Raw genomic sequence first — 19,097 nt, 5'->3', positions numbered from 1 at the left:
GTTGGTGTGCCGCAACGGTCTGACCGTCGCGGATGCCGACTTTGCCCATGTCTCGATCCGGCACGTGGACGTTTCCGCCGACGCCTTCGCCAAGGCGGCGCAATCCGTCGCCGAGAACACACCTCGCGCGCTGGAGGCGGTGGCCAAATGGCAGGGTGTGCAGCTCCCGCAGGCCACCCGGGTAGAGTTCGCCCAACGTGCGGCAGGCCTCCGTTGGGATGCCGATCAGCCGGTCATGAAGCTCCTCAGCCCTGAGAAGCTGCTGACACCGGTGCGCTACGGCGATGCCGCCACGGACCTCTGGACCACCTTCAACGTGGTGCAGGAGCACCTGATTCGAGGCGGTGACCGCTACATGGGCTACACCGCCGGCATGGGCATCCGCCGCAATCGCACGCGTCCGGTGGGTGGGCTAGGCGAAAGCCAGAAGCTGAACAAGGCGCTCTGGAGTCTCGCGAGCGAGTTCGCCAACAACTGAGTCACGCACGGGGAGCGGCCTGCGGGCCGCTCCCTTTCTTTCGGGAGGCGTGATCCCCCGTTTCCGGTAGGCGCGCCCGCGTGCCAGGCGCACGCGAGCCGCTTCAATCAGCGGCGCCGGCCAGCACTCCGCTGACCGGCGCATTCACAATCCAACGAAATTCACCATGAACAACGGCACCTCCGAAGCACCCGCCACCGCACGCAACCCACGCACCACGACCGACGAACTTGACACGCTCAAACGCGAGCTGATGAAAGCCGAGGTGCGCCTCGCCAAAGCCCGCGCCACCGTCGTCAGCGCCGAGATCGACATCAAAGTCCTTAGCACGCGGCTCAAGGCGCACGCGCGTTGACGCGCTACTTGGAGCCCGACACCGGCTTGATCGCGATGATGCGGCGATAGGAGCCGCGGAAACCAGCCGGTTCGTCCGAACGCACGGTCCAGCCAGGCGTGGCTATCAGTGGCTCGACCGTGCGATTCAGTTCGGAAAACGCGAGTGCCGCCACCCGATTGGCCAGCCTGCGGGCCAAACCGGGCGTTTGTCCGGCTGGCAGGAATTTATCGAAGATCGACACTGTGCCACCCGGGACCAGCACACGGTCAACTTCGGCCACGATGCGCTCGGGTTCCGGAGCGACTGCAAGAATCAGATGCAGGAGCACCACATCGAAACTTCCGGGGGCGAAAGGCAGCGAGCGAGCATCGCCCACCACAAAGGTCACACCGAGACCGCGCCGACGCGCTCTCTCTTCTGCGCGTCTCACCATGCCGGGCGTGAGATCGAGCCCGGTCACCGCAACTCCCGTGGGGATGAAATCCAAGTCGAGCCCGGTCCCGCAGCCGACCAGCAAAACCCGCTGTCCGGCCTGCAGACGAAGCGCTGAAATGGCCACCTTTCGCTGCCCGGAGAAGATGCCCGCGATCCAGTCGTAAACGGGGGCATAGAGTCCGTAGCGCCACCGGTTCAGCCGGTCGGAATCAGGGAACTCATTTTTCCGAGAGGCTGTCATGCTTGATTCCAGAGTGCGGAGTAACAATCACCTCCACGGCATCAGCAGGCCACGGGTCGAAGGCAACGGTGAACCGATCCGGGTATGGCGCACCATGGCGGCGACGCTGGAGGCGGATCGGAACAGTCTGGCGCGCGACTTCGCGTTGCTCGCCGTTTAATATGACGACGTCCAGGTGAGACGGAGGCAAAACTCCCGTGGAACGGCCATGAACCCAGCCGGAAACGGCATTTCGTCCGTCGATGGAAAGCAATTCCGCCGATTTGATTCTCAAGGCGAAAGTGTTCTGTGATGTAACGCGAACGCGTGCCGCCACACCGGTGGCCGGACCGACCGTGGCACAGCCAGACAACGCCACCAGCGCGAGAGTAAGGAATAATTGATTCATGGGTGTTCTCCTTTCGCCATGCGCCTTTGGTGCCGGTAAAGGTAAATCGCGGTGTCGCAAATCGCCCCCGCCAACCCGCCAGCAATTCCACCCCCGGTCATCCATAGCATATTTCCATGCCAGTAGATTTCGGCCGATAATCCGACGAGCGATCCAACCCCGATTGCCCACGGCATCACTTCGGGCTCCCAACGCACGCGGCGACGGGTTTTGGGAGATGACTTGAGGGGGCGCTTAGTTCGCACGGCATCAGGACGCAGCTGGTTTGGGTGTCGCGAGCAGGCGCAACGCGTTCGCTATCACTAGCAAAGTAGCCCCTGTATCCGCGAGAATAGCGAACCAAAGGCTCGCGTAGCCGATCAAGGTAAGCACGAGAAAGAGTGCCTTCAGACCGAGCGCAAAACTGATGTTGAAATGAATGATGCCCAGCGTGCGGCGGCCGAGCCGGATGGTCTCCGCAATCTTACCGAGTTCATCCTGCATGAGGGCAATATCGGCCGTCTCGATGGCGGCATCCGTGCCCGCCGCGCCCATCGCGATGCCGATGTTGGCCGTCGCCATGGCCGGAGCGTCGTTCACGCCATCACCGACCATGCCAACCACGCCGTATTTCGCGCGCAGGGCCTTCACGGCCTCGACCTTGTCGTCGGGCAGCAGGTCACCTCGTGCCTCGTCAATACCAACCTGCCGGGCGATGAAGTCAGCCGTGCGTTGATTGTCGCCGCTCAGCATCACCACTTGCTCGACGCCCGCCGCGTGCAGCGCGGCTATTGAGGCCTTGGCGTTGGGTCGCAGCGTATCGCCGATGGCGATGATTCCCAGGACTTCGCCTTTGCAGCCATCGTGCGGGCGATGGCCAACCACCACGACGGACTGTCCTTGGGCCTCGATAGTCGCCAGCCGGGTCTCTACGCTTTCCGAGCACACCCCCAGTTCGTGGGTAAATCGGTGGTTGCCGACAAAGTAGGCATGGCCGTCGACCACTCCCTCGGCTCCGCGGCCGCTGCGGGCTTGGTAATTCGAGGCCCGTTGGTAGGTGATTTTCTGTTCCTTGGTATGCGCGACCACCGCTTTGGCCAGGGGATGCGCCGAATGCTCGTCAATGGAGGCCGCCACACCCAGCACCTGACCCATGGTGGCCGAACCCAACAACTCAACGCCGATCACCTGCGGTTTTCCTTCGGTGATTGTTCCCGTTTTGTCCACGGCGAGTCCCTTGAGTCGGCCAATCGTTTCAAGGTGGGCTCCTCCCTTGACCAGCACGCCGCGCCGGGCTAGCGCAGTTAGGCCGGCGACAATACTGACCGGCGTGGAGATCACCAATGCACATGGACAGGCGATAATGAGCAACACGCACGCGCGATATAGCCATGCCGACCAGTCGCCGCCCATCGCCAGCGGCGGAATAAGAAAAATCAACAATGCGACCACAGTCACCGTCGGGGTGTAATAGCGGGCGAACACATCCACGAAACGCTGCGTGGGCGCTTTCTGTTCCTGCGCCTCCGCGACCAGTCGGATGATCCGAGCCAGGGTCGTGTCTCCCGTCGTTTTGGTGACTTTGATTTCCAGCGAACCCTCGCCGTTGATCGTGCCGGCAAACACGGTGTCACCCGGCTGCTTGTCCACCGGCACCGACTCGCCCGTAATGGGGGCCTGATTGACGGATGATTCTCCAAGCAGCACGACCCCATCGAGAGGAATGCCCATGCCGGATTTGGTCGCTATGGTCTCGCCGAGCGCGACTTGATCCACCGGCACCTCGGTAAACTGGCCATCGCGTTTAACGACGGCGACCTTCGGTGCCAGTTCCAACAGGGCCTCGGTCGCCCGGCGCGCCCGCCGATCAGCCCAGCCTTCGAGCCACTCGGCAACCCCGAAGAGAAACACTACCGCCGAGGCCTCCACCCACTCGCCAATGACCGATGCACCGACGGCCGCGATGACGACCAATAGGTTGATGTCCGGCCTAAACCTCCGAACTGCCTTCCACGCCTTGGGCAACAGGAACCAGCCACCGGCCAGCATGGCGATGACCGCAAGGCCGGTGGCGACAGCTTGGGGTAATCCTTGAAGCAAGTTAGCCATGACCGCCCCGGCAACCAGCACGCCAGAGATCACGAGACTAATAGATTCCCAACGATTGCTGCCATCGTCGTGATCGTGACTGCAACCTCCCTCGTGCTCGTCCTCTTCGTCGTTATTGGATGTCATAGTAGTTAATAGGCCTTTCTTTGTCGGCACGGAGCCCTGATCTCAAATCGCCATAGCTCCTACTTCTCCTGTGCTGATGCGCAGCGCGGCTTCGACGGGCAAGGCATAGACCTTGCCGTCGCCGCGATTCCCGGTTCGGGCCGCTTCGGCAATGGCCCTGCCGATCACTGCTGCATCTTCGTCCGCCACCATGACCTCAACGCGCACGTGGGGAAGTGTTCCGAGGACGGCTTCGTCCATCGCACCTTTGGAATGGTCGTGTTTACGTCCCCGACCAAAGCCCCGAATATCGGCGAAAGTCGCCCCGGTGACGCCCGGCTGGTTATGCAAGGCTTCGCGAACGGCTTCCTCCTTTGCCGGGCGGATGAATGCGATGATGGTTTTCATTTTCGGTTTCTCCTTAGTGGTCGTGCTTATCCCCACCGGCATCGTCGCAAACGCAGGCGTATTCGGCGCGCTTGCACTCGCCGCAGACTTCATCGTGAAACTCGACCCGGTAGTTCTTCGGCTTGGCCTGGGCGGAGTCGCGCACCTGCAGGACAACGCGGTAGCCGTCGCCTTCGGGCAGCGGAGCGGATGACACGAGCGCGCCGTCCTTGGCAGCGAACGTGAGGTTCACCTTGCCGGTCTTGGCTTCGGCTATCGCCGAAACCACCTGACCGGACGGACCCACGGCTTTAAGATCCTTGTCGTAGAAGGATACGATGACGGAGCGGTCCTTCTCGACGAAGAACTCCACGTGGGGAGCCTCTGTGGTAACAATTTTGCCGCCTTTGGGGCCGGGAATCGGCTTGGCGGCGAACGCTACGGCCGTGGCCAGCAGCGCGAATGATGTAAGGATGAGGTTACGGATGGTTTTCATAGGAATAATTTTGGTTGAGTGGTTGAGGTTTAGGAGTGGTTGCCTTCATGGGCACGGACTTCGATCCGCACGGTGCCGCTCGGAAGCGGATCGAGCGCTACGCTGTAACTCGCGTAGGCGGGTCGCCGATGGCGTCGTATTATCTGGCGTGGTTCGAAATGCTCCACGGTGCTACGGAGCACACCACCCGCAGAATCGTAGAGGGTTACATCCAGATGGGTCTGGGTCGTGTCTTCGGCCTCCAGGCGCTTGACGACATAGCCCTTGACGACGAGCGGACCTTTTTTCCGCTCCAGCCAGATTTTTTCGACCACGACGACCGGGGAGTCGGCGCGGTCGAGTTTGATATGAGCTACATCGGGCGGAGCCCGAAAGGGCGTGGCGCAGCCGGTCAGGCCGACCACACCGAGAAGTAAAAGCCACGGCAGGGTTTTCATGCGTGTCCTTTGTTGGGAGTTGCGGGGTTGACGGAACGGGAAGGCCGGTTGTCGCGTTCAAACCAGCAGTAGAGCGTTGGCAACAGGACGAGGGTCAGGAAGGTCGCCGTGATGATGCCGCCGATGACGACGGTCGCGATGGGTCGCTGGACCTCAGCGCCCGACCCCGTGGCGAGAGCCATCGGAACGAAACCGAGGGCGGCGACCAAGGCGGTCATGAGCACGGGGCGCAGACGGGTCAGCGCGCCCTCGACCACGGCGTCCCGCACATTCTTTCCCTCTTCGCGCAATTGATTGATGAAGGAGATCATCATGACGCCGTTGAGCACAGCCACGCCGGAGAGAGCAATGAAGCCGACCGCCGCCGAGATGGAGAAAGGCAGGTCGCGCAGCCAGAGGGCGAAGACGCCGCCGGTGACGGCGAGGGGGATGCCGGTGTAAACAATCAAGGCCTGTCTGACGCTGCCAAAGGCCATGAAGATCAGGAGGAAGATCAGGGCGAGCGCGGCTGGCACCACGATCATCAGCCGGGTGCGCGCCTCCTGGAGGTTCTTGAAGGCCCCGCCGTATTCGACGAAATAGCCTTCGGGCAACTTAACCTCGGCTCCTATCTTTTGCTGCGCTTCCAAAACGAAGCTCTGCACATCGCGGCCGCGCAGGTTGACCTGAATCGCCATGCGGCGCTGGAACGCCTCACGGCTGATGGTGTTGACGCTTTCGGTCATGCTCACGTCGGCCACCTGGCCGAGGGTGACCATGCCGCCGTCGGTCGTGCGGATGGGGAGATTGGCAACGTTGGCAAAATCCTGCCGCGCCGATTCCGGCAGACGGGTGATGATGGGATAACGGCGATTGCCATCAATGATCACCCCGCCCTCGACGCCGGCGAACGCGGTCTCGATCACCTTGTTTACCTCATCGGCGTGGACGTTGTAGCGCGACATGGCCGTGCGGTTGAGGACGACCTGGAGGACGGGCGCCTTGCCTGCCGCATCAAACTCGACGTCGGCGGCCCCGGGGATCTTCTCCACGATTTCACGGACCTCGCCGGCGACCTTTTCCAAGGTGTCGTAGTCGTCACCAAAAACCTTGATGGCGATGTCGGCCCGGCTGCCCGAGAGCAGTTCGTTAAAACGCAATTCAATCGGTTGAGAAAAGAGGTAGCTCTGGGCGGGGAAGTGAACGGCCAGCTCCTTCGACATGAGATTGGTCAGTTCATCCTTGGTGATGGTGCGACCGTCGATCTTCCGCCACTCGGCGGGCGGTTTCATCATGATATAGCTGTCGCCCACGTTCACGCCCATCGGATCGGTCGCCACCTCGGAGGTGCCGACGCGGGCGAAGGTATGGGTTACTTCCGGGAACTTTTCCAACATCAGCTTCTCGGCGGCAGTCTGCATTTGCACCGACGGCCCAAGACCAATGCTGGTCGTGCGGATCATCTGAGCGGCGAGCGAACCCTCGTCGAGCTGCGGAATGAACTCCGCGCCAAGGTGAGTGAACACCCACATCGACACGCCGAATATGCCAATGGCAATGGCTGACATGAGCCAGCGCATGCGCAGGCTGAAGTGAAGCACCGGCGTGTAGAGTCGCTTGGCAAAGCGAATGAGGAAGTTGTCCTCTTCGCTGACCTTTGCCGTCATGAAGAACGAGCACAGCACCGGCACAACCGTGAGCGCGAGAATGAGCGCGCCGATGAGGGCGAAGACGACAGTGAAGGCCATCGGCGTGAACATTTTCCCTTCGATGCCCGTGAGGGTGAACATCGGCAGGTAAACGATAGTGATGATGGCCACACCGAAGACGGTGGGTGTGCCGACCTGTTTGCAGGCGGTCAGGATGGTATGCAGGCGCTCTTCCTTGCTCAGGAGGCGACCAAGCTGATGCTGACGCTGGGCCAGCATGCGCACGATATTCTCGGCCATGACCACCGCCCCGTCCACGATCAGACCAAAGTCCACGGCTCCGAGACTCATGAGATTACCCGACACGCCATAGCGAACCATGCCGGTCATGGCGAAGAGCATGGAAAGCGGGATGGCGGTGGCGACAATCAGGGCGGCACGCCAGTTGCCAAGCAGGGCAATCAGGATCGCGATCACCAGAATCGCTCCCTCAAAGAGATTCTTCTCCACCGTGCGGATGGTCGAATTGACCAAGTCGGTGCGATTATACACGGTTTCAACCTCCATGCCGTTGGGTAGCTTTGATTGCAGTTCGCCAATTCGCTCGTGCACCCGGCTGGAAACCAACCGGCTGTTCTCGCCAATAAGCATGAGGGCAGAGCCGAGCACAGCCTCTGCCCCATCATGGGTCGCGGAGCCCGTGCGAACGCCGGAACCGATAGCGACATCAGCCACGTCTTTGACGCGCAATGTGCCCGCGCGGGCACCGGAGAATTTGATCGGCAGGTTGGCGATTTCCTCTGTCGTCTGCACCCGCCCGATGGCACGCACCGTAACGGACTCGCCGCCCTTCTCCACCACCGAGCCGCCGGCGTTGGCGACGTTTTCCGCGACGATGTCGGCCACCTCACCCACGGTGAGACCCACGCTCGTGAGCTTTGCGGGATTGGGCATAATCACGATCTGCTTATCGTAGCCACCGGAAGTATTGACCTCCGTAACGCCGGGCACGGTGCGCAACGCGGGCTTCACGATATAGTCCTGAGCCAGCTTGAGTTCACGCAGCCGGTCCACCGGATCGGCCGGGGCATCCTTGAAACCCTCTTTATAGCGGACCGTGTAGTGGTAGATTTCACCGAGGCCCGTGGTGATGGGGGCGAGTTTCGGTGTGACGCCCGGCGGCAACTCATCCAGAACGGCTTGGAGGCGCTCACCCGCAAGTTGGCGGGCGCGATAAATGTCCGCACCTTCCTTGAAAATCAGGGTGACTTGCGAAAGGCCGAATTTCGAGATGGAGCGGACTTCGAGGAGCTTTTCGATTCCACCCATCTCGACTTCGATGGGATAGGTGACGAGTTTTTCGATTTCCTCAGGTGCGAGTGAAGGCACCGAGGTGTTGATTTGCACCTGAACGTTGGTGATGTCGGGCACGGCATCGATGGGCAGCTGGGAGGCTGACCAAGCGCCGATGAATATGAGCGCCACTGCGCCGAGCAGCACGAACACGCGCTGGCGGAGGGCAAACTCGAGAATCTTGTCGATCATAGGAAAGGGATGTGAGAATTAGAAAATGAGAAGAGAAGGATCAGTGGCTATGGCCGCCGCCCTTGGTTAGACGCAATTCGGCCAGCCAGAGCTGATCGACAGGCGTCACCACCACGACATCGCCGGCATAAAGACCGTCGGCGATTTCGATGAAGTCGGCTGAACGTGCGCCCACCTTGACCGGCGTGCGCAGGTAGGCGCCGCTATTGACGACGTAAACGAAGGTATCGGTGGCACCTTCGAGGACGGCGGAACGGGGCACGGTGAGGACCGACTTCGGTTCGACTGCGAGCGCGAGTGTCACGAAGTCGCCGATCTTATGGTTTGCCGAGGCGTCCAGCTCGAAGACCAGGTCAACGAGGCGCGTCGCCGAAACGGCGGATCGATCAATTCGCACCAGTTTCGCGCCGGTGAAACTGGACTGCTCAAATGGTTTAATCTGATAGGCGGGCAGTCGAGCGCTGGCCAGCACCTGAGGCGTGATCGTGAATACCTGGGCCGTGATATTCATCTCGGCCGCGAGCGCACGGTCCTCCGCTTCCGCGGTGACTAAACGGAGTGCCTTGACGACCTCGGGTGTAAGTTGCAGTCCGCGGCCTTCCTTGAAGGTAACGCCGCTTTCCTCACCTTCCGCACCCTCGGCATGCTCGGAGTGGTCGTGCCCTGCTTCGGAAGCCGCCTTCTTGCCGCAGCCGGCAAGGAACAGAGCCGAGGCGGCCAGACCGATTGGAAACCAAAGACGAAAGTTCATGGCTTGATTTCGACAGGGTTGAGTTCAATGCCGGTGAGCTGCTGGACCTTGAGTCCGGCCGCCAGCGTTTCGCTTTGGGTATCGAGCAACGCTTCGACGGCATCGAGGTAGCTGTTCTGCAATTCGACGTAGGTGGCGATGGGCACCGCGCCGGTCCGGTAGTGGCGGTCGGCCAGATCCGCAGCTTCGCGGAATTTCTGCACGGCATCGGGCGACCAACGCCGCGACTCGGCGAGCTTGGTGGCGAAGGCCTGTGCAGACGTGATGACTTCACGGTCGAGTTCGCGCAGCGTGACCAGCACAGCGGCTTCCGCCTGCCGGCGGCGGGCATTGGCCACTTCTACGGCCGCACCCGTGCGACCCGAGACAGGCAAGGGAACGCTCAGGCCGAGACCGACGATGGTCTCGCGGTCACCCACGTTGTCCCGCGAGAAATACGGACTCACGCTGATGCCGGGATAGCGCTCGTTGCGGGCGAGACTGACGGCAAACCCCTGTTGCTCCAATTCAACCAGCCGCATCCGGTAGTCGAAGTTCTTCTCGCGGGCGGCGGCCAGCAGATCAGGGGTGGCAGGCAAGGAGGCAAAACTAAGGGCCGGAGCGGCCACCCGCAGCGGGGCATCAACGGCCACGCCACGAAGCTGATTCAGTTCAATCAGCGCCGCCTGCACGGCAAGCTCAGCTTCGGTTGCGCGTCGCTGGAGGGCGAGTTCGCTTGCCTCGATCACGCGTGTTTCCAGCAGGGGCGTGATGCCAGCCGGATCGCGGGCAAGGAAGGTTTCCTTGAGCGAGGAGAAACGGTCGGAAACTTCCCTGATCGCCGCCGCCTTGGCGTTGGCGGCGTAGAGACCGAAAGCCAGCGTGCGCGCACGCGCCGTCAGGGCGTTTTCAAACCGGGCGACGCCCAGTTCGGCCAGTTCAACCTGTCGGTTGGCGATAGCCTTGCGCAGGGAGAGACGACCAGGCCATTCGAAGGTCTGCGTGACGGAGACAGACCAGACCGCACCGTCGCCGATCCTGGCACCCGATGAGTCCTTCAAACGCTTTTGACCGATATCAAAAGCCAACTCGGGGTCGCTCAGGCGTGAGGAGATGCGCACCCCGGCTTTGGCGGCGGCAATTTCTTCCTGATAAAATTGGCGCTCGGGATTTTTGGCCGTGATTTCGCTGACGAGCGCGGACAGTGAAACGGCAGTCGCGGCTTCATCGGGCGCGCTTTGGGCGTGTGCGACACCCGCAAGGGTGAGGAGCATCAACCCGAGGCTCGGGCGGATGAGGTAGGAGGGCGTGGAAACAATAGGATTCATGAAAAGTAAATGGACGTGACAAGGTGGTGAACGAAAACACCCCGAGGATTGCAGACGCGCGCACGCGTCCCGCAGCGGGATGGAATAGAAAAGGGTCGATCAGTCCGCGCAGGGACTAATCAACCAACGAGCGAAGGCGCGCGCGACAACGGCGCGGCACGACGGACAAACTGCCAGGCCGGAACCCAATGCTCCGGGGTCTCGGGCTCCGAAACCGCAAGGCTTGGCTCAACTGCCCATACTGACGGCAAGAGCTGCAAACAAAGAAAACACGTGCAGGCCGCCAAGGAAGGAGTCGGCACCTTGATCGTATCATTGCTGGTCTTAATGAGGCTGCTCTCGACCACATTGCATCCATCATGGGTGCAGGGGTCTCCGCTCGTCTCACAGCATTTTGCGGCAGCCCCATGCGGGGCTTCCGGCGCGATCAACCCTGCCGCCTCTAGTCCGCAATGCTGAGTCGCCGGCAACCAGAGGGCCAACAAGACAATCGCGATGATGTGGCGGAGCGTGGACACTGCCATTAGTAGTCGGCACTGTGCAGTTTTTGTCAATGGCCACTTGGCCGGAGCCGCGGGGCGAACCCCGCTGCGCAGTCGAGGAACGAGACTACTGACTGTCGCCGTGCATCTTGTCGTGGATGTCAAAACAACGGAGCCTGCAAAGATTGTGAGATATATCTCCCAAGCCGAGGAGTTACGCTCGCTTCGCTCGAATTCTTTTAGCTCTGCCCCGTCCGGTAGCGCCCCATTTTATGGGCGGTCAAGGTCGTGCCTGCGGCCTCCACCCCGCGCGAACGTTCCGCTTCCCCCTCGTTGGTCTCGCTGCGCGGGACACGGCCTCGGCGCTTCACCCAGCGCTTTGACTTTCGCCCATCCCGAGCGGGCGCTCAACCGGGCAGCACCCGCGATCACTCGACACCACGTCGAGCAAGGGAAGCGCGGCTCGCGCGAGCGCTCACCATGCGCGTTTACGAAGCCAAGATCGTTTACTCCCTCGTTTCCCTCGGCGAAGAGGTCCGTCTCGACCGACCCGAGAAGGTGGCCGAATACCTCCGTTCTGCTTTCGAAGAGAGCCCGATGCAGGAGGCGTTCTACTGCGTCTATCTCGACCGCAAAAATCACCCCATCGGCCGGCATCTCGTCACCCTGGGCACGGCGACATCCACACTGGTCGCACCCCGGGAGGTGTTCCGCGGAGCCATCCTCGCCAGCGCCTCTGCCCTCGTGGTCGCCCACAACCACCCCTCCGGCGACCCGGCCCCGAGCGCTGCGGATGTCCAAATCACCCGGCAACTCCGTGAAGCCGCCAAGGTGATCGACATCGACCTCATGGACCACGTCATCATCGGTGATCCGAAGGCCGACCCGCATGGCGTCGGCCACTACTCCTTCCGCGCCGCGGGCATCTTGTGATGCTCTTTCGCCGCAACGTCCATGATACCGCGCGGGCGGATCGTGCGTTGACTCCGACCCATTTCGGCCAACGGTTTTCCCACACGGGCCAGCCGCCCCGGGGGCCACCGGGGCGGTATTTTTTACCCGCACCGCGTGGCATTCGGTAGGAGTGGAGTGAGTTACGTTTTCATCTCACTTATCCGTAAGTGGAGTGAAAACGTAACACCGAAGGTCCAGTGGGCAGTTTAATATCTTGCAAATAAGACTAGTTTCACTTGGTTTATTTGCAACGAAATGAACCTTCCGGTTTAATTCGTTGCAGATATGACCAGAGATACTGGTTCAGACCGACAAAAATTAAACCAGAGGCTGAACGCCGCCCCAGCCGGTGCGGTGCTCACCTCGGCTTGGCTCAAGGGCCAGGGCATATCCAGTCGGCTGGCCGACTACTACGCCAGCTCCGGCTGGTTGCACCGCGTCGGAGACGGAGCCTTCACCGTTCAACCCGAGCCCCCCACCTGGCTGGGCGCGGTTTTCGGGCTCCAGCAGAAATCGAAGTCGTTTCATCCCGGTGGGCGCACGGCGTTGGAACTCTCCGGCCTCGCCCATTTTCTACCCTTGGGAGATGCCCACCCCGTCTATCTTTTCGGCCGCGCCGGTGACCGGCTTCCCGCCTGGTTCAAGGGGCTGCCTTGGTTCAGTCGTGTCCGCCACGTCAGCACGAACTTCCTGCCCCAGGAACTCGGGCTGCGCGAACACCGCGAAGGAGCCCTCAACGTGACTGTCTCTGCGCCGGAGCGGGCCGCGCTCGAATTCCTCCAACATCTGACGCTGGACGATGCCGGCTACGAACACGCCAACCTCGTTTTCGAAGGGCTCGGCACGCTGCGCCCGGGGTTGGTCCAGTCGCTCTTGGAGGCGTGTGCGTCGATCAAGGTGAAGCGGCTCTTTCTCCACCTGGCCGAAAAACAGGCGCACCCGTGGTTCAAGCAACTGGACCTTACAAAGGTTTCGCTCGGCAGCGGCAAGCGCGTGCTCATCCCCGGCGGGCGCCTCGATCCCAAATACCTGATCACCGTCCCGGCGGCGGTCGAAACACCTTCCGACGCACCATGAGAAACACCCCGTTCTTCAGGCAGGCCGACCTGCTGGTGCAGGTCGTGCCCTTCGTTAACGCCGAGGCCTGCTTCGCGCTCAAGGGCGGCACGGCGATCAACTTCTTCGTGCGCGATTTCCCGCGTCTGTCCGTGGACATCGATCTGGTTTACCTGGCGCTTGAGGATCGGCCGACCACGTTGCGGGGGATCGACGCCGCGCTCCAACGCATCGCAACGCGGTAGAAGAATTTGTCTCTCATCAATTGCTCGCCATCGTCACAATCTGCTTACAGGTTTCCCCGAGAATATAAACTTCCCAGTTTACTGCCTTCATGGCCACCGCTCCACAGATCAAAGCACTCCTCCAAAGCCACAGTAGCGGCGATGACGAGCGATTCTACGCCATCGCCCTTCAGGTGGCTGCCGCTGAGGCACGCCGGGGTCATGACGCACTGGCCTTGGAGATCAAGCAGCTTGTCGATCAGGCCAAGCAACGGAAGGCACTTCCGAAGTCCACGCCGTCCCTCTTTCATGTAGCCCAGCCGCAGGGTGAAGCCGCCGAATTACTCGAAAACGTCGATGCCGGGTGGAAAGTTAACGATCTCATCCTGCCCGGCACCTTGAAGAACCGTATCAGGCGCATCCTCTCTGAGCAGGAAAATCTCGCCCGGCTCAAAGAGCACGGGCTTCGCCCCCGTCAACGCCTACTTTTCACCGGCCCTCCCGGTTGCGGCAAGACCATGACCGCCGCCGCGCTTGCCGGTGATCTCTCGCTGCCTCTCTTCGTTGTTCGCCTCGACAGCCTAATCACCCGTTATCTGGGCGATTCACTTTCCAAGCTCCGGCTGATCTTCGAGACGGTCAACCGAACACGGGCCGTTTACCTTTTCGACGAGTTCGACAGCATCGGTTACACTCGCGACTTCACCGGCGATGTCGGTGAAATGCGCCGGCTCCTCAACAGTTTCCTGACCTTCATCGAAAAGCTCACAAGCAACAGCCTTGTCATCGCGGCCACAAACCACGGTGCTCGTCTCGACAAAGCGTTGTATCGCCGGTTCGACGATCTCATCGAGTTCGGCCTGCCGGACGACAACCACATCTGGGAAACCATCCAGACCCGCCTCCACGGGCTGCCTGCCCCCAAGCTCGGCAGACAAAAGATACTCAAGGCTGCCAAAGGCCTTAGCTACGCCGAGATCACCCGCGCCTGCGAGGAAGCGACGAAAGAGATGCTCCTGCATAGTCGCTCCGCCCTCACGACGGATTTGCTCGTGACCGCCCTGACCGAACGCCGGCTTTTCTTGAACCACTGATCCGAACCCAAACGAATACCCGTCTGTGCCGGATCATACGCAGCCGCTTTTTCCTCTCCCGAAGCCGACGCTCAAGCATCTGCTTCTACCCGCACAACCCAAGCGGGTGGATTACAAAGGGAATGGACGTGGCCAGCGCAGCATTCGGGAGGTCGTGCGCTCCGAGCATGCCGCATTCCTTGCGACGCAACTGAAAGCCGTGAGTGATTGGATTGAGGAATCCATACCGGCGGATGACATGCCGGAAATGACGGGCATCCCCGTCACGCTTACCACCAAGCCGGGCTATCCGCTCGCCACCGAAGATATTTACGCTCTGACGACTCAACGGGGAGAGAAATATGGCCCGCCTCCGGTGCATTTGCAGTCCCTGCAACTTGTCGATGACGAGGGCCGGCCCTATACTCGCATACTTCTGAACGTGCCATTCGGCGGGTTGGGTGTTCTGGCGGAGAAAGTCAGGAAGTTCAGCACCGGCACTGGGACAAAAGGAAATCTCCCTTGGCTGGCCAACATCGACACCATCGCGCAGGCGGGCATCGAAGGACTTTGGACGGATGCACCGGAAGATTTGCCGCAAGATGCCGATCCTCATTGGTGGCAGTTTTGGGTGCGCAAGTATCCTGTAGCCAGTCGTGACCGCTTTTTGTCAATTGCCGACGCCTTAGGTTTGGAAAAGCGCGGCGATGCACTCGTCCTTCCGGACCATTACGTGTTTGTCGCACGCGGCACCTACTCAACACTTGCATCGTCGATCCCCTTGCTCGACACGCTGGCCGAACTCCGTGCTGCACACGCCTGCGTGCTGGGTCTCACCGACCTCAATCTCATCGAGCAGGAAGATTACGTCGCTGAGGCTTTGCAGCGCATCAATTTCCCTCCGGATGATGCTCCCGCCGTTTGTCTTCTGGATACTGGCGTCAATCGCGGCCATAGCTTGCTAGAACCTCTTCTCGCCGCGCCCGACAACGACACGGTGTTCGGCGATGGCGACGGGAGTGACGGCTACACCGCCCAAAGCGCTCACGGCCATGGCACCCCTATGGCGGGGTTGGCTGCCTATGGCGATTTGCGCCAGCTTACCGCATCCAATCAGAAGTGGAATCAACTCCATCGTCTGGAGTCGGTCCGCCTTTTCGATCCGCATCGTCTGCATGACCCAGACAATTATGGCTCCGTCACTCTCCAGGCCGTTCGACGTCCCGAAATCAACAACGCCCAGCGCAAGCGCGCCTACTGTCTAGCCGTGACCGCACCGGGAACCGATGACGGGAAACCCTCTGCTTGGAGTGCTGCCGTGGATACGGCTGCCTATGGCGATGGCAATGGCTCGAAGCGGCTTATCCTCGTTTCGGCGGGCAACGTGCATCCGGATAATGCCGGTGCCAGTTATACTTATCCCGACGAGAATCGTAAGACGCCTATCGAAGATCCCGCTCAAGCATGGAATGCAATAACGGTAGGAGCACTCACGCGGCGCACAGCCGTGACCGAAGGTGATGATGAAGCCCGTCGTCTCACTCCCATTGTCCGGGAAAAAGGAATGCTCAGCCCTTTCAGCCGCACCTCGTGTGAGTGGGACCCTCATTGGCCACTCAAACCCGAGATCGTGCTCGAAGGCGGCAACGCTGCCGTCCACCCGGAAAATCACATCGAGTATCCCGACTCTCTGCAACTTGTGAGCACGTCCGCGAAGGTGCAGGCAGGAAAGCCGTTTTGTTCCTTCAAGGCGACCAGCGCGTCAACCGCCCAAGCCGCTGGTCTCGCCGCGGAGATCACCGCTCGCTATCCCGATCTTTGGCCGGAGACTGTCCGCGGTCTTCTCGTTCACGCCGCTCGTTGGACCCCGGTCATGCTCGATGGCGTCGATCCGCACCGTGCCTACACCAAGAAGAAAAATGACCGCCAGCGGTTCATCCAGATTCTACGTTCCTACGGCTATGGCGAACCCGACATAGCCCGCGCCTACTTCAGCGCCCAGCACGCCACCACCTTGATCCGTCAGGATGAACTGCGGCCTTACAAAAAGGAAAAAAGCAGCGTCAAACTCAACGACTGCCATATTCACCGGCTTCCGTGGCCCAAGCAACTGCTCCAAGACAACTACAACGCCACTCTCACCCTGCGGGTGACTCTATCCTATTTCGTGGCGCCGAATCCGTCGGCCAATAATGCACTCAAGGGCTCCCGTTACCGCTACGGCGGGAGCCTTCTCCGCTTCCTTGTCCGCAACAAGGACGATAGCGATGATGCCCGTTTTGAGGCGCGTATGACCCGGGTCGCTCAGAAAACGGAGAGCCCGGACGACGACGATGTCAATGTGGAGAATCTGCCGTCTGATCCAGGTTGGGCTTTGGGCTCCAAACTCTGCGGGAAAGGCGGTTCGTTGATCCACGATGTGTGGAAAGGCTCCGCCGCTGACCTCGCACAGATGGATCGCATTGCCATCTTCCCGGCCAAGGGCTGGTGGGCTTATCGTAAGTTTCCGGAAGGCGATCCGTGGCATGACTGTCACGCGCTCCCAATCCGCTACAGTCTGTTGGTAAGCGTCGAGGCTGAGCAGGAGATTCCCCTCTACGCCGAAATCAGCAATCTACTGGCTGTGCCTGTCGATGCGGGCTGATCTTGAGAAATCTGCATAGCATCCGATTTCATGACTAACTTGACTCCCGCAGGGCTGTAATTGGCGCACTCATCACGCGGCGAAGCCTGATTTGGGCAAGGCGAACTGGGTTACGTTCTTTTCGGCCGGCAGGCGGCTGAGGAGCTCGTCGCGGATGTGGCGCCAGGTCGAATCCTCCATCGCGGTCAACTTCGCCCGCAACTCGGCCACGTTGAACTCGTCGTTCACCCGCTGGGTGTGGTCGCCGAGCAGCGACGGCAACTTGCCGGCCAGCGTGCGCCGGAAGTCTTCCTTCCCCGGTTGGAAGTAATGCTTGAGCACAATCGAGGTGGTGCGATGCCCGGTAACCCGCTGCACGATTTCCAACGGGACGCCGGCCGTGAGGGCCACCGTCACCCAGGTGACGCGGAATGAATGAAAATCGCGGAGCGAGGCCTTGCGTAGCCCGTGCTCGCGTTCCTGTTGGATCGCGCCGCGAGTAGCCCGCTGTGCCTCATCTTCCTTCGGGTTAAAGAACCCCGCCGCCTTCATCACGCGGCGCACGCGGTCGGTGAGGTGGTCCGGGTTAATCCGGTAGTGCGCCTCCAACTCCGGGAAGACGTAGAACGGCGGACGCGGCGCGGGCTTCGCCAGCGCCTTTTCGAGCACACCACGCAAGAGCGGAAAGATCGGGATTTGCACCGTCTCGCCGGTTTTCGCCGTTTTCACGGTCACGAAGCCGCCTTCAAGATCGACCGAGCTGCGCAGCAGCGTGCAGCAATCGCCCCGGCGCATGGCCGTGCACATGCCCGTCACGATCAGCGGATAGATGAAGGGATCGGCCTTGGCCTTCTCTTCGAGCAACGAGAGTTCATCGACCGAGAACGGTTTCCGGAAAACCGTCTCACCGTCCTGGAGTGGGATGGCGGCGAACGGATTCTCGGCGATGCCCGCTTCCTTGCGCAGCGCATGAAACACCGAGCGCAGGTGAATCAGAGTGTGATTATAGGTCTTGGCCGCCACCCCACGTGCCAGCTCCGCCCGGCAGAAGGCATTGGCCAGCGGGGCATGGATCTGGGCCATCTCATGCAGAGAAGGAGAGGCCTTTTTCGCGAAACGGACGAATCGCTCGATGCAGGCGACCTTCTGCTTCTGGTAGCTCGCGCTCAGGGGACGGCGGCGCAGGACCGCGCACCAGCGGGCACCGATTTCGGCCAGCGGGACCGAACTGACCCGGGCGCCGGTGCGGATTTCATGGATAGTCTGCACCAATTCCTCGGCCGCCGACCGCCGCTTCAAGTCCTCCTGGAATTTTTCCATCGCCGCCTGTGCCTTGGCGCGGGAACGCTCAAACACGATGTCGCCCATCTCGCGCAGGGTCGGCGGCACGACGCCCTGCACCTTTACGGCCAGATTCTTGGTGAACTTGCGGCCGTTGACTTTGAATTTTCCATACCACCATTCGCTGACTCCCCGACGTAGTTCCAGACTCATGACAGACTCCTTTGTTTTGTGAGGTTGATTTGAAACCTCACGCAGCGCGGAGCAACGGACGGCATCTCCCGAGATCACGGTAGCCAAAGGAAGGGCCAAAGTTTGGCCAAAACCCGGGTTAAGCGATTCAGGGGCAGCGGTTAGGAAGTTGCCCTCATAACCTGAAGGTCGTTGGTTCAAATCCAACCCCTGCACCCAATTTGAGGCCCTCCCACTGCTCGGGAGGGCCTTCTTGTTTAGGCACTTCTGAGATGCAGCACCTCAGTTTCAGGTGCTGCCGTCAAAGCAGCCCCCGATGTTTCTTGGGGAATGGTAAAGGCCAGGTTTTTCCTACTGCCCTCTGCGCGGCATCGGCGAGAAACGCGATGAACGCGGGAGCACCAGACGGCGCGCGATAGCCTTCGCCCAAACATCCATGCGTGGTCTTCGCGCCGCAGTCAGTTTCCTCCGGACCGGCACAGCGACGACAAGGATGGGATGGCTAAGAACCGATGCCGCGCACGACAGCTGAGTATCATTCACGCAAGCAGCGGCCCTCATGCGCGCCACTCGTCCCCGGCGCATGGTA

The 19,097-nt window shown here is 60.9% G+C and carries 17 protein-coding genes; 7 read left to right on the top strand and 10 right to left on the bottom strand.

Translation table 11 applies throughout. The annotated features are described in order from the left end of the window. Together KF715_14965 and KF715_14960 are read left to right on the top strand one after the other, a co-directional pair. A partial coding sequence (locus KF715_14965; GenBank protein MBX3737995.1) for a DUF932 domain-containing protein occupies nt 1-478 on the top strand: 478 nt, incomplete at its 5' end. A gap of 166 nt (nt 479-644) precedes the next feature. Next, nucleotides 645-833, top strand: coding sequence for a hypothetical protein (locus tag KF715_14960; GenBank protein ID MBX3737994.1), 189 nt, complete (start codon nt 645-647; stop codon nt 831-833). 4 nt (nt 834-837) lie between these two features. Here KF715_14960 and KF715_14955 read toward each other — a convergent pair whose 3' ends face one another. The 9 genes from KF715_14955 to KF715_14915 all read right to left on the bottom strand — a co-directional run bounded on the left by KF715_14955 (nt 838) and on the right by KF715_14915 (nt 10,623). Then, on the bottom strand, nt 838-1,491 hold the full coding sequence (locus KF715_14955; GenBank protein MBX3737993.1) for a methyltransferase domain-containing protein: 654 nt from the start codon (nt 1,489-1,491) through the stop codon (nt 838-840). Next, nucleotides 1,469-1,879 (bottom strand): hypothetical protein, encoded by a 411-nt coding sequence (locus KF715_14950; protein MBX3737992.1) that lies wholly within the window; start codon nt 1,877-1,879, stop codon nt 1,469-1,471. The genes KF715_14955 and KF715_14950 overlap by 23 nt, the downstream gene beginning before the upstream one ends. Before the next feature lie 249 nt (nt 1,880-2,128). Beyond that, nucleotides 2,129-4,093 carry a heavy metal translocating P-type ATPase gene (locus KF715_14945; GenBank protein MBX3737991.1) on the bottom strand — a complete coding sequence of 655 codons (1,965 nt, stop codon included), beginning with the start codon at nt 4,091-4,093 and terminating at the stop codon, nt 2,129-2,131. 42 nt (nt 4,094-4,135) lie between these two features. After that, nucleotides 4,136-4,480, bottom strand: coding sequence for a P-II family nitrogen regulator (locus KF715_14940; protein ID MBX3737990.1), 345 nt, complete (start codon nt 4,478-4,480; stop codon nt 4,136-4,138). Nucleotides 4,481-4,493: 13 nt separating this feature from the next. Continuing rightward, nucleotides 4,494-4,955: a hypothetical protein gene (locus KF715_14935; protein ID MBX3737989.1), complete on the bottom strand. Its 462-nt coding sequence runs from the start codon at nt 4,953-4,955 to the stop codon at nt 4,494-4,496. A gap of 29 nt (nt 4,956-4,984) precedes the next feature. Beyond that, nucleotides 4,985-5,392 (bottom strand): hypothetical protein, encoded by a 408-nt coding sequence (locus KF715_14930; protein ID MBX3737988.1) that lies wholly within the window; start codon nt 5,390-5,392, stop codon nt 4,985-4,987. Continuing rightward, nucleotides 5,389-8,565, bottom strand: coding sequence for an efflux RND transporter permease subunit (locus tag KF715_14925; GenBank protein ID MBX3737987.1), 3,177 nt, complete (start codon nt 8,563-8,565; stop codon nt 5,389-5,391). The genes KF715_14930 and KF715_14925 overlap by 4 nt, the downstream gene beginning before the upstream one ends. Nucleotides 8,566-8,605: 40 nt before the next feature. Next, entirely contained in the window at nt 8,606-9,316 is a 711-nt protein-coding gene (locus KF715_14920) for a hypothetical protein (protein ID MBX3737986.1), read from the bottom strand. Then, nucleotides 9,313-10,623, bottom strand: coding sequence for a TolC family protein (locus tag KF715_14915; GenBank protein ID MBX3737985.1), 1,311 nt, complete (start codon nt 10,621-10,623; stop codon nt 9,313-9,315). The genes KF715_14920 and KF715_14915 overlap by 4 nt, the downstream gene beginning before the upstream one ends. A gap of 962 nt (nt 10,624-11,585) precedes the next feature. Between KF715_14915 and KF715_14910 the strand changes: the two genes are divergently transcribed. From KF715_14910 to KF715_14890, 5 genes are all read left to right on the top strand, one after another. Then, nucleotides 11,586-12,038 (top strand): hypothetical protein, encoded by a 453-nt coding sequence (locus tag KF715_14910; protein MBX3737984.1) that lies wholly within the window; start codon nt 11,586-11,588, stop codon nt 12,036-12,038. Between the two features lie 306 nt (nt 12,039-12,344). After that, on the top strand, nt 12,345-13,136 hold the full coding sequence (locus tag KF715_14905; protein MBX3737983.1) for a type IV toxin-antitoxin system AbiEi family antitoxin: 792 nt from the start codon (nt 12,345-12,347) through the stop codon (nt 13,134-13,136). Beyond that, nucleotides 13,133-13,360, top strand: a complete 228-nt coding sequence (locus KF715_14900) for a nucleotidyl transferase AbiEii/AbiGii toxin family protein (GenBank protein ID MBX3737982.1) — start codon at nt 13,133-13,135, stop codon at nt 13,358-13,360. The genes KF715_14905 and KF715_14900 overlap by 4 nt, the downstream gene beginning before the upstream one ends. Nucleotides 13,361-13,449: 89 nt before the next feature. After that, the gene (locus tag KF715_14895; protein ID MBX3737981.1) at nt 13,450-14,433 is read left to right on the top strand and encodes an ATP-binding protein; all 984 of its coding nucleotides are present in this window, start codon (nt 13,450-13,452) and stop codon (nt 14,431-14,433) included. Between the two features lie 25 nt (nt 14,434-14,458). Continuing rightward, on the top strand, nt 14,459-17,056 hold the full coding sequence (locus KF715_14890; protein MBX3737980.1) for a S8 family peptidase: 2,598 nt from the start codon (nt 14,459-14,461) through the stop codon (nt 17,054-17,056). Between the two features lie 72 nt (nt 17,057-17,128). On the opposite strand, the gene KF715_14885 is transcribed toward KF715_14890, so the two are convergent. Further along, a complete protein-coding gene (locus KF715_14885; GenBank protein MBX3737979.1) occupies nt 17,129-18,529 on the bottom strand; it encodes a tyrosine-type recombinase/integrase in 1,401 nt (466 codons plus the stop codon). Between the last annotated feature and the right edge of the window lie 568 nt (nt 18,530-19,097).

The organism is Candidatus Didemnitutus sp. (assembly GCA_019634575.1).
Classification (GTDB): Bacteria; Verrucomicrobiota; Verrucomicrobiia; order Opitutales; family Opitutaceae; genus Didemnitutus.
This window is presented reverse-complemented; position numbering and strand designations above follow the sequence as displayed.

What these genes read in the sequence shown, in the direction of transcription:
- KF715_14940 (MBX3737990.1), bottom strand. Translation starts at nt 4,480, where the DNA reads ATGAAAACCATCATCGCATTCATCCGCCCGGCAAAGGAGGAAGCCGTT.
- KF715_14905 (MBX3737983.1), top strand. Translation starts at nt 12,345, where the DNA reads ATGACCAGAGATACTGGTTCAGACCGACAAAAATTAAACCAGAGGCTG.
- KF715_14895 (MBX3737981.1), top strand. Translation starts at nt 13,450, where the DNA reads ATGGCCACCGCTCCACAGATCAAAGCACTCCTCCAAAGCCACAGTAGC.
- KF715_14945 (MBX3737991.1), bottom strand. Translation starts at nt 4,093, where the DNA reads ATGACATCCAATAACGACGAAGAGGACGAGCACGAGGGAGGTTGCAGT.
- KF715_14960 (MBX3737994.1), top strand. Translation starts at nt 645, where the DNA reads ATGAACAACGGCACCTCCGAAGCACCCGCCACCGCACGCAACCCACGC.
- KF715_14915 (MBX3737985.1), bottom strand. Translation starts at nt 10,623, where the DNA reads ATGAATCCTATTGTTTCCACGCCCTCCTACCTCATCCGCCCGAGCCTC.
- KF715_14885 (MBX3737979.1), bottom strand. Translation starts at nt 18,529, where the DNA reads ATGAGTCTGGAACTACGTCGGGGAGTCAGCGAATGGTGGTATGGAAAA.
- KF715_14950 (MBX3737992.1), bottom strand. Translation starts at nt 1,879, where the DNA reads ATGAATCAATTATTCCTTACTCTCGCGCTGGTGGCGTTGTCTGGCTGT.
- KF715_14955 (MBX3737993.1), bottom strand. Translation starts at nt 1,491, where the DNA reads ATGACAGCCTCTCGGAAAAATGAGTTCCCTGATTCCGACCGGCTGAAC.
- KF715_14920 (MBX3737986.1), bottom strand. Translation starts at nt 9,316, where the DNA reads ATGAACTTTCGTCTTTGGTTTCCAATCGGTCTGGCCGCCTCGGCTCTG.
- KF715_14910 (MBX3737984.1), top strand. Translation starts at nt 11,586, where the DNA reads ATGCGCGTTTACGAAGCCAAGATCGTTTACTCCCTCGTTTCCCTCGGC.
- KF715_14935 (MBX3737989.1), bottom strand. Translation starts at nt 4,955, where the DNA reads ATGAAAACCATCCGTAACCTCATCCTTACATCATTCGCGCTGCTGGCC.
- KF715_14930 (MBX3737988.1), bottom strand. Translation starts at nt 5,392, where the DNA reads ATGAAAACCCTGCCGTGGCTTTTACTTCTCGGTGTGGTCGGCCTGACC.
- KF715_14925 (MBX3737987.1), bottom strand. Translation starts at nt 8,565, where the DNA reads ATGATCGACAAGATTCTCGAGTTTGCCCTCCGCCAGCGCGTGTTCGTG.
- KF715_14900 (MBX3737982.1), top strand. Translation starts at nt 13,133, where the DNA reads ATGAGAAACACCCCGTTCTTCAGGCAGGCCGACCTGCTGGTGCAGGTC.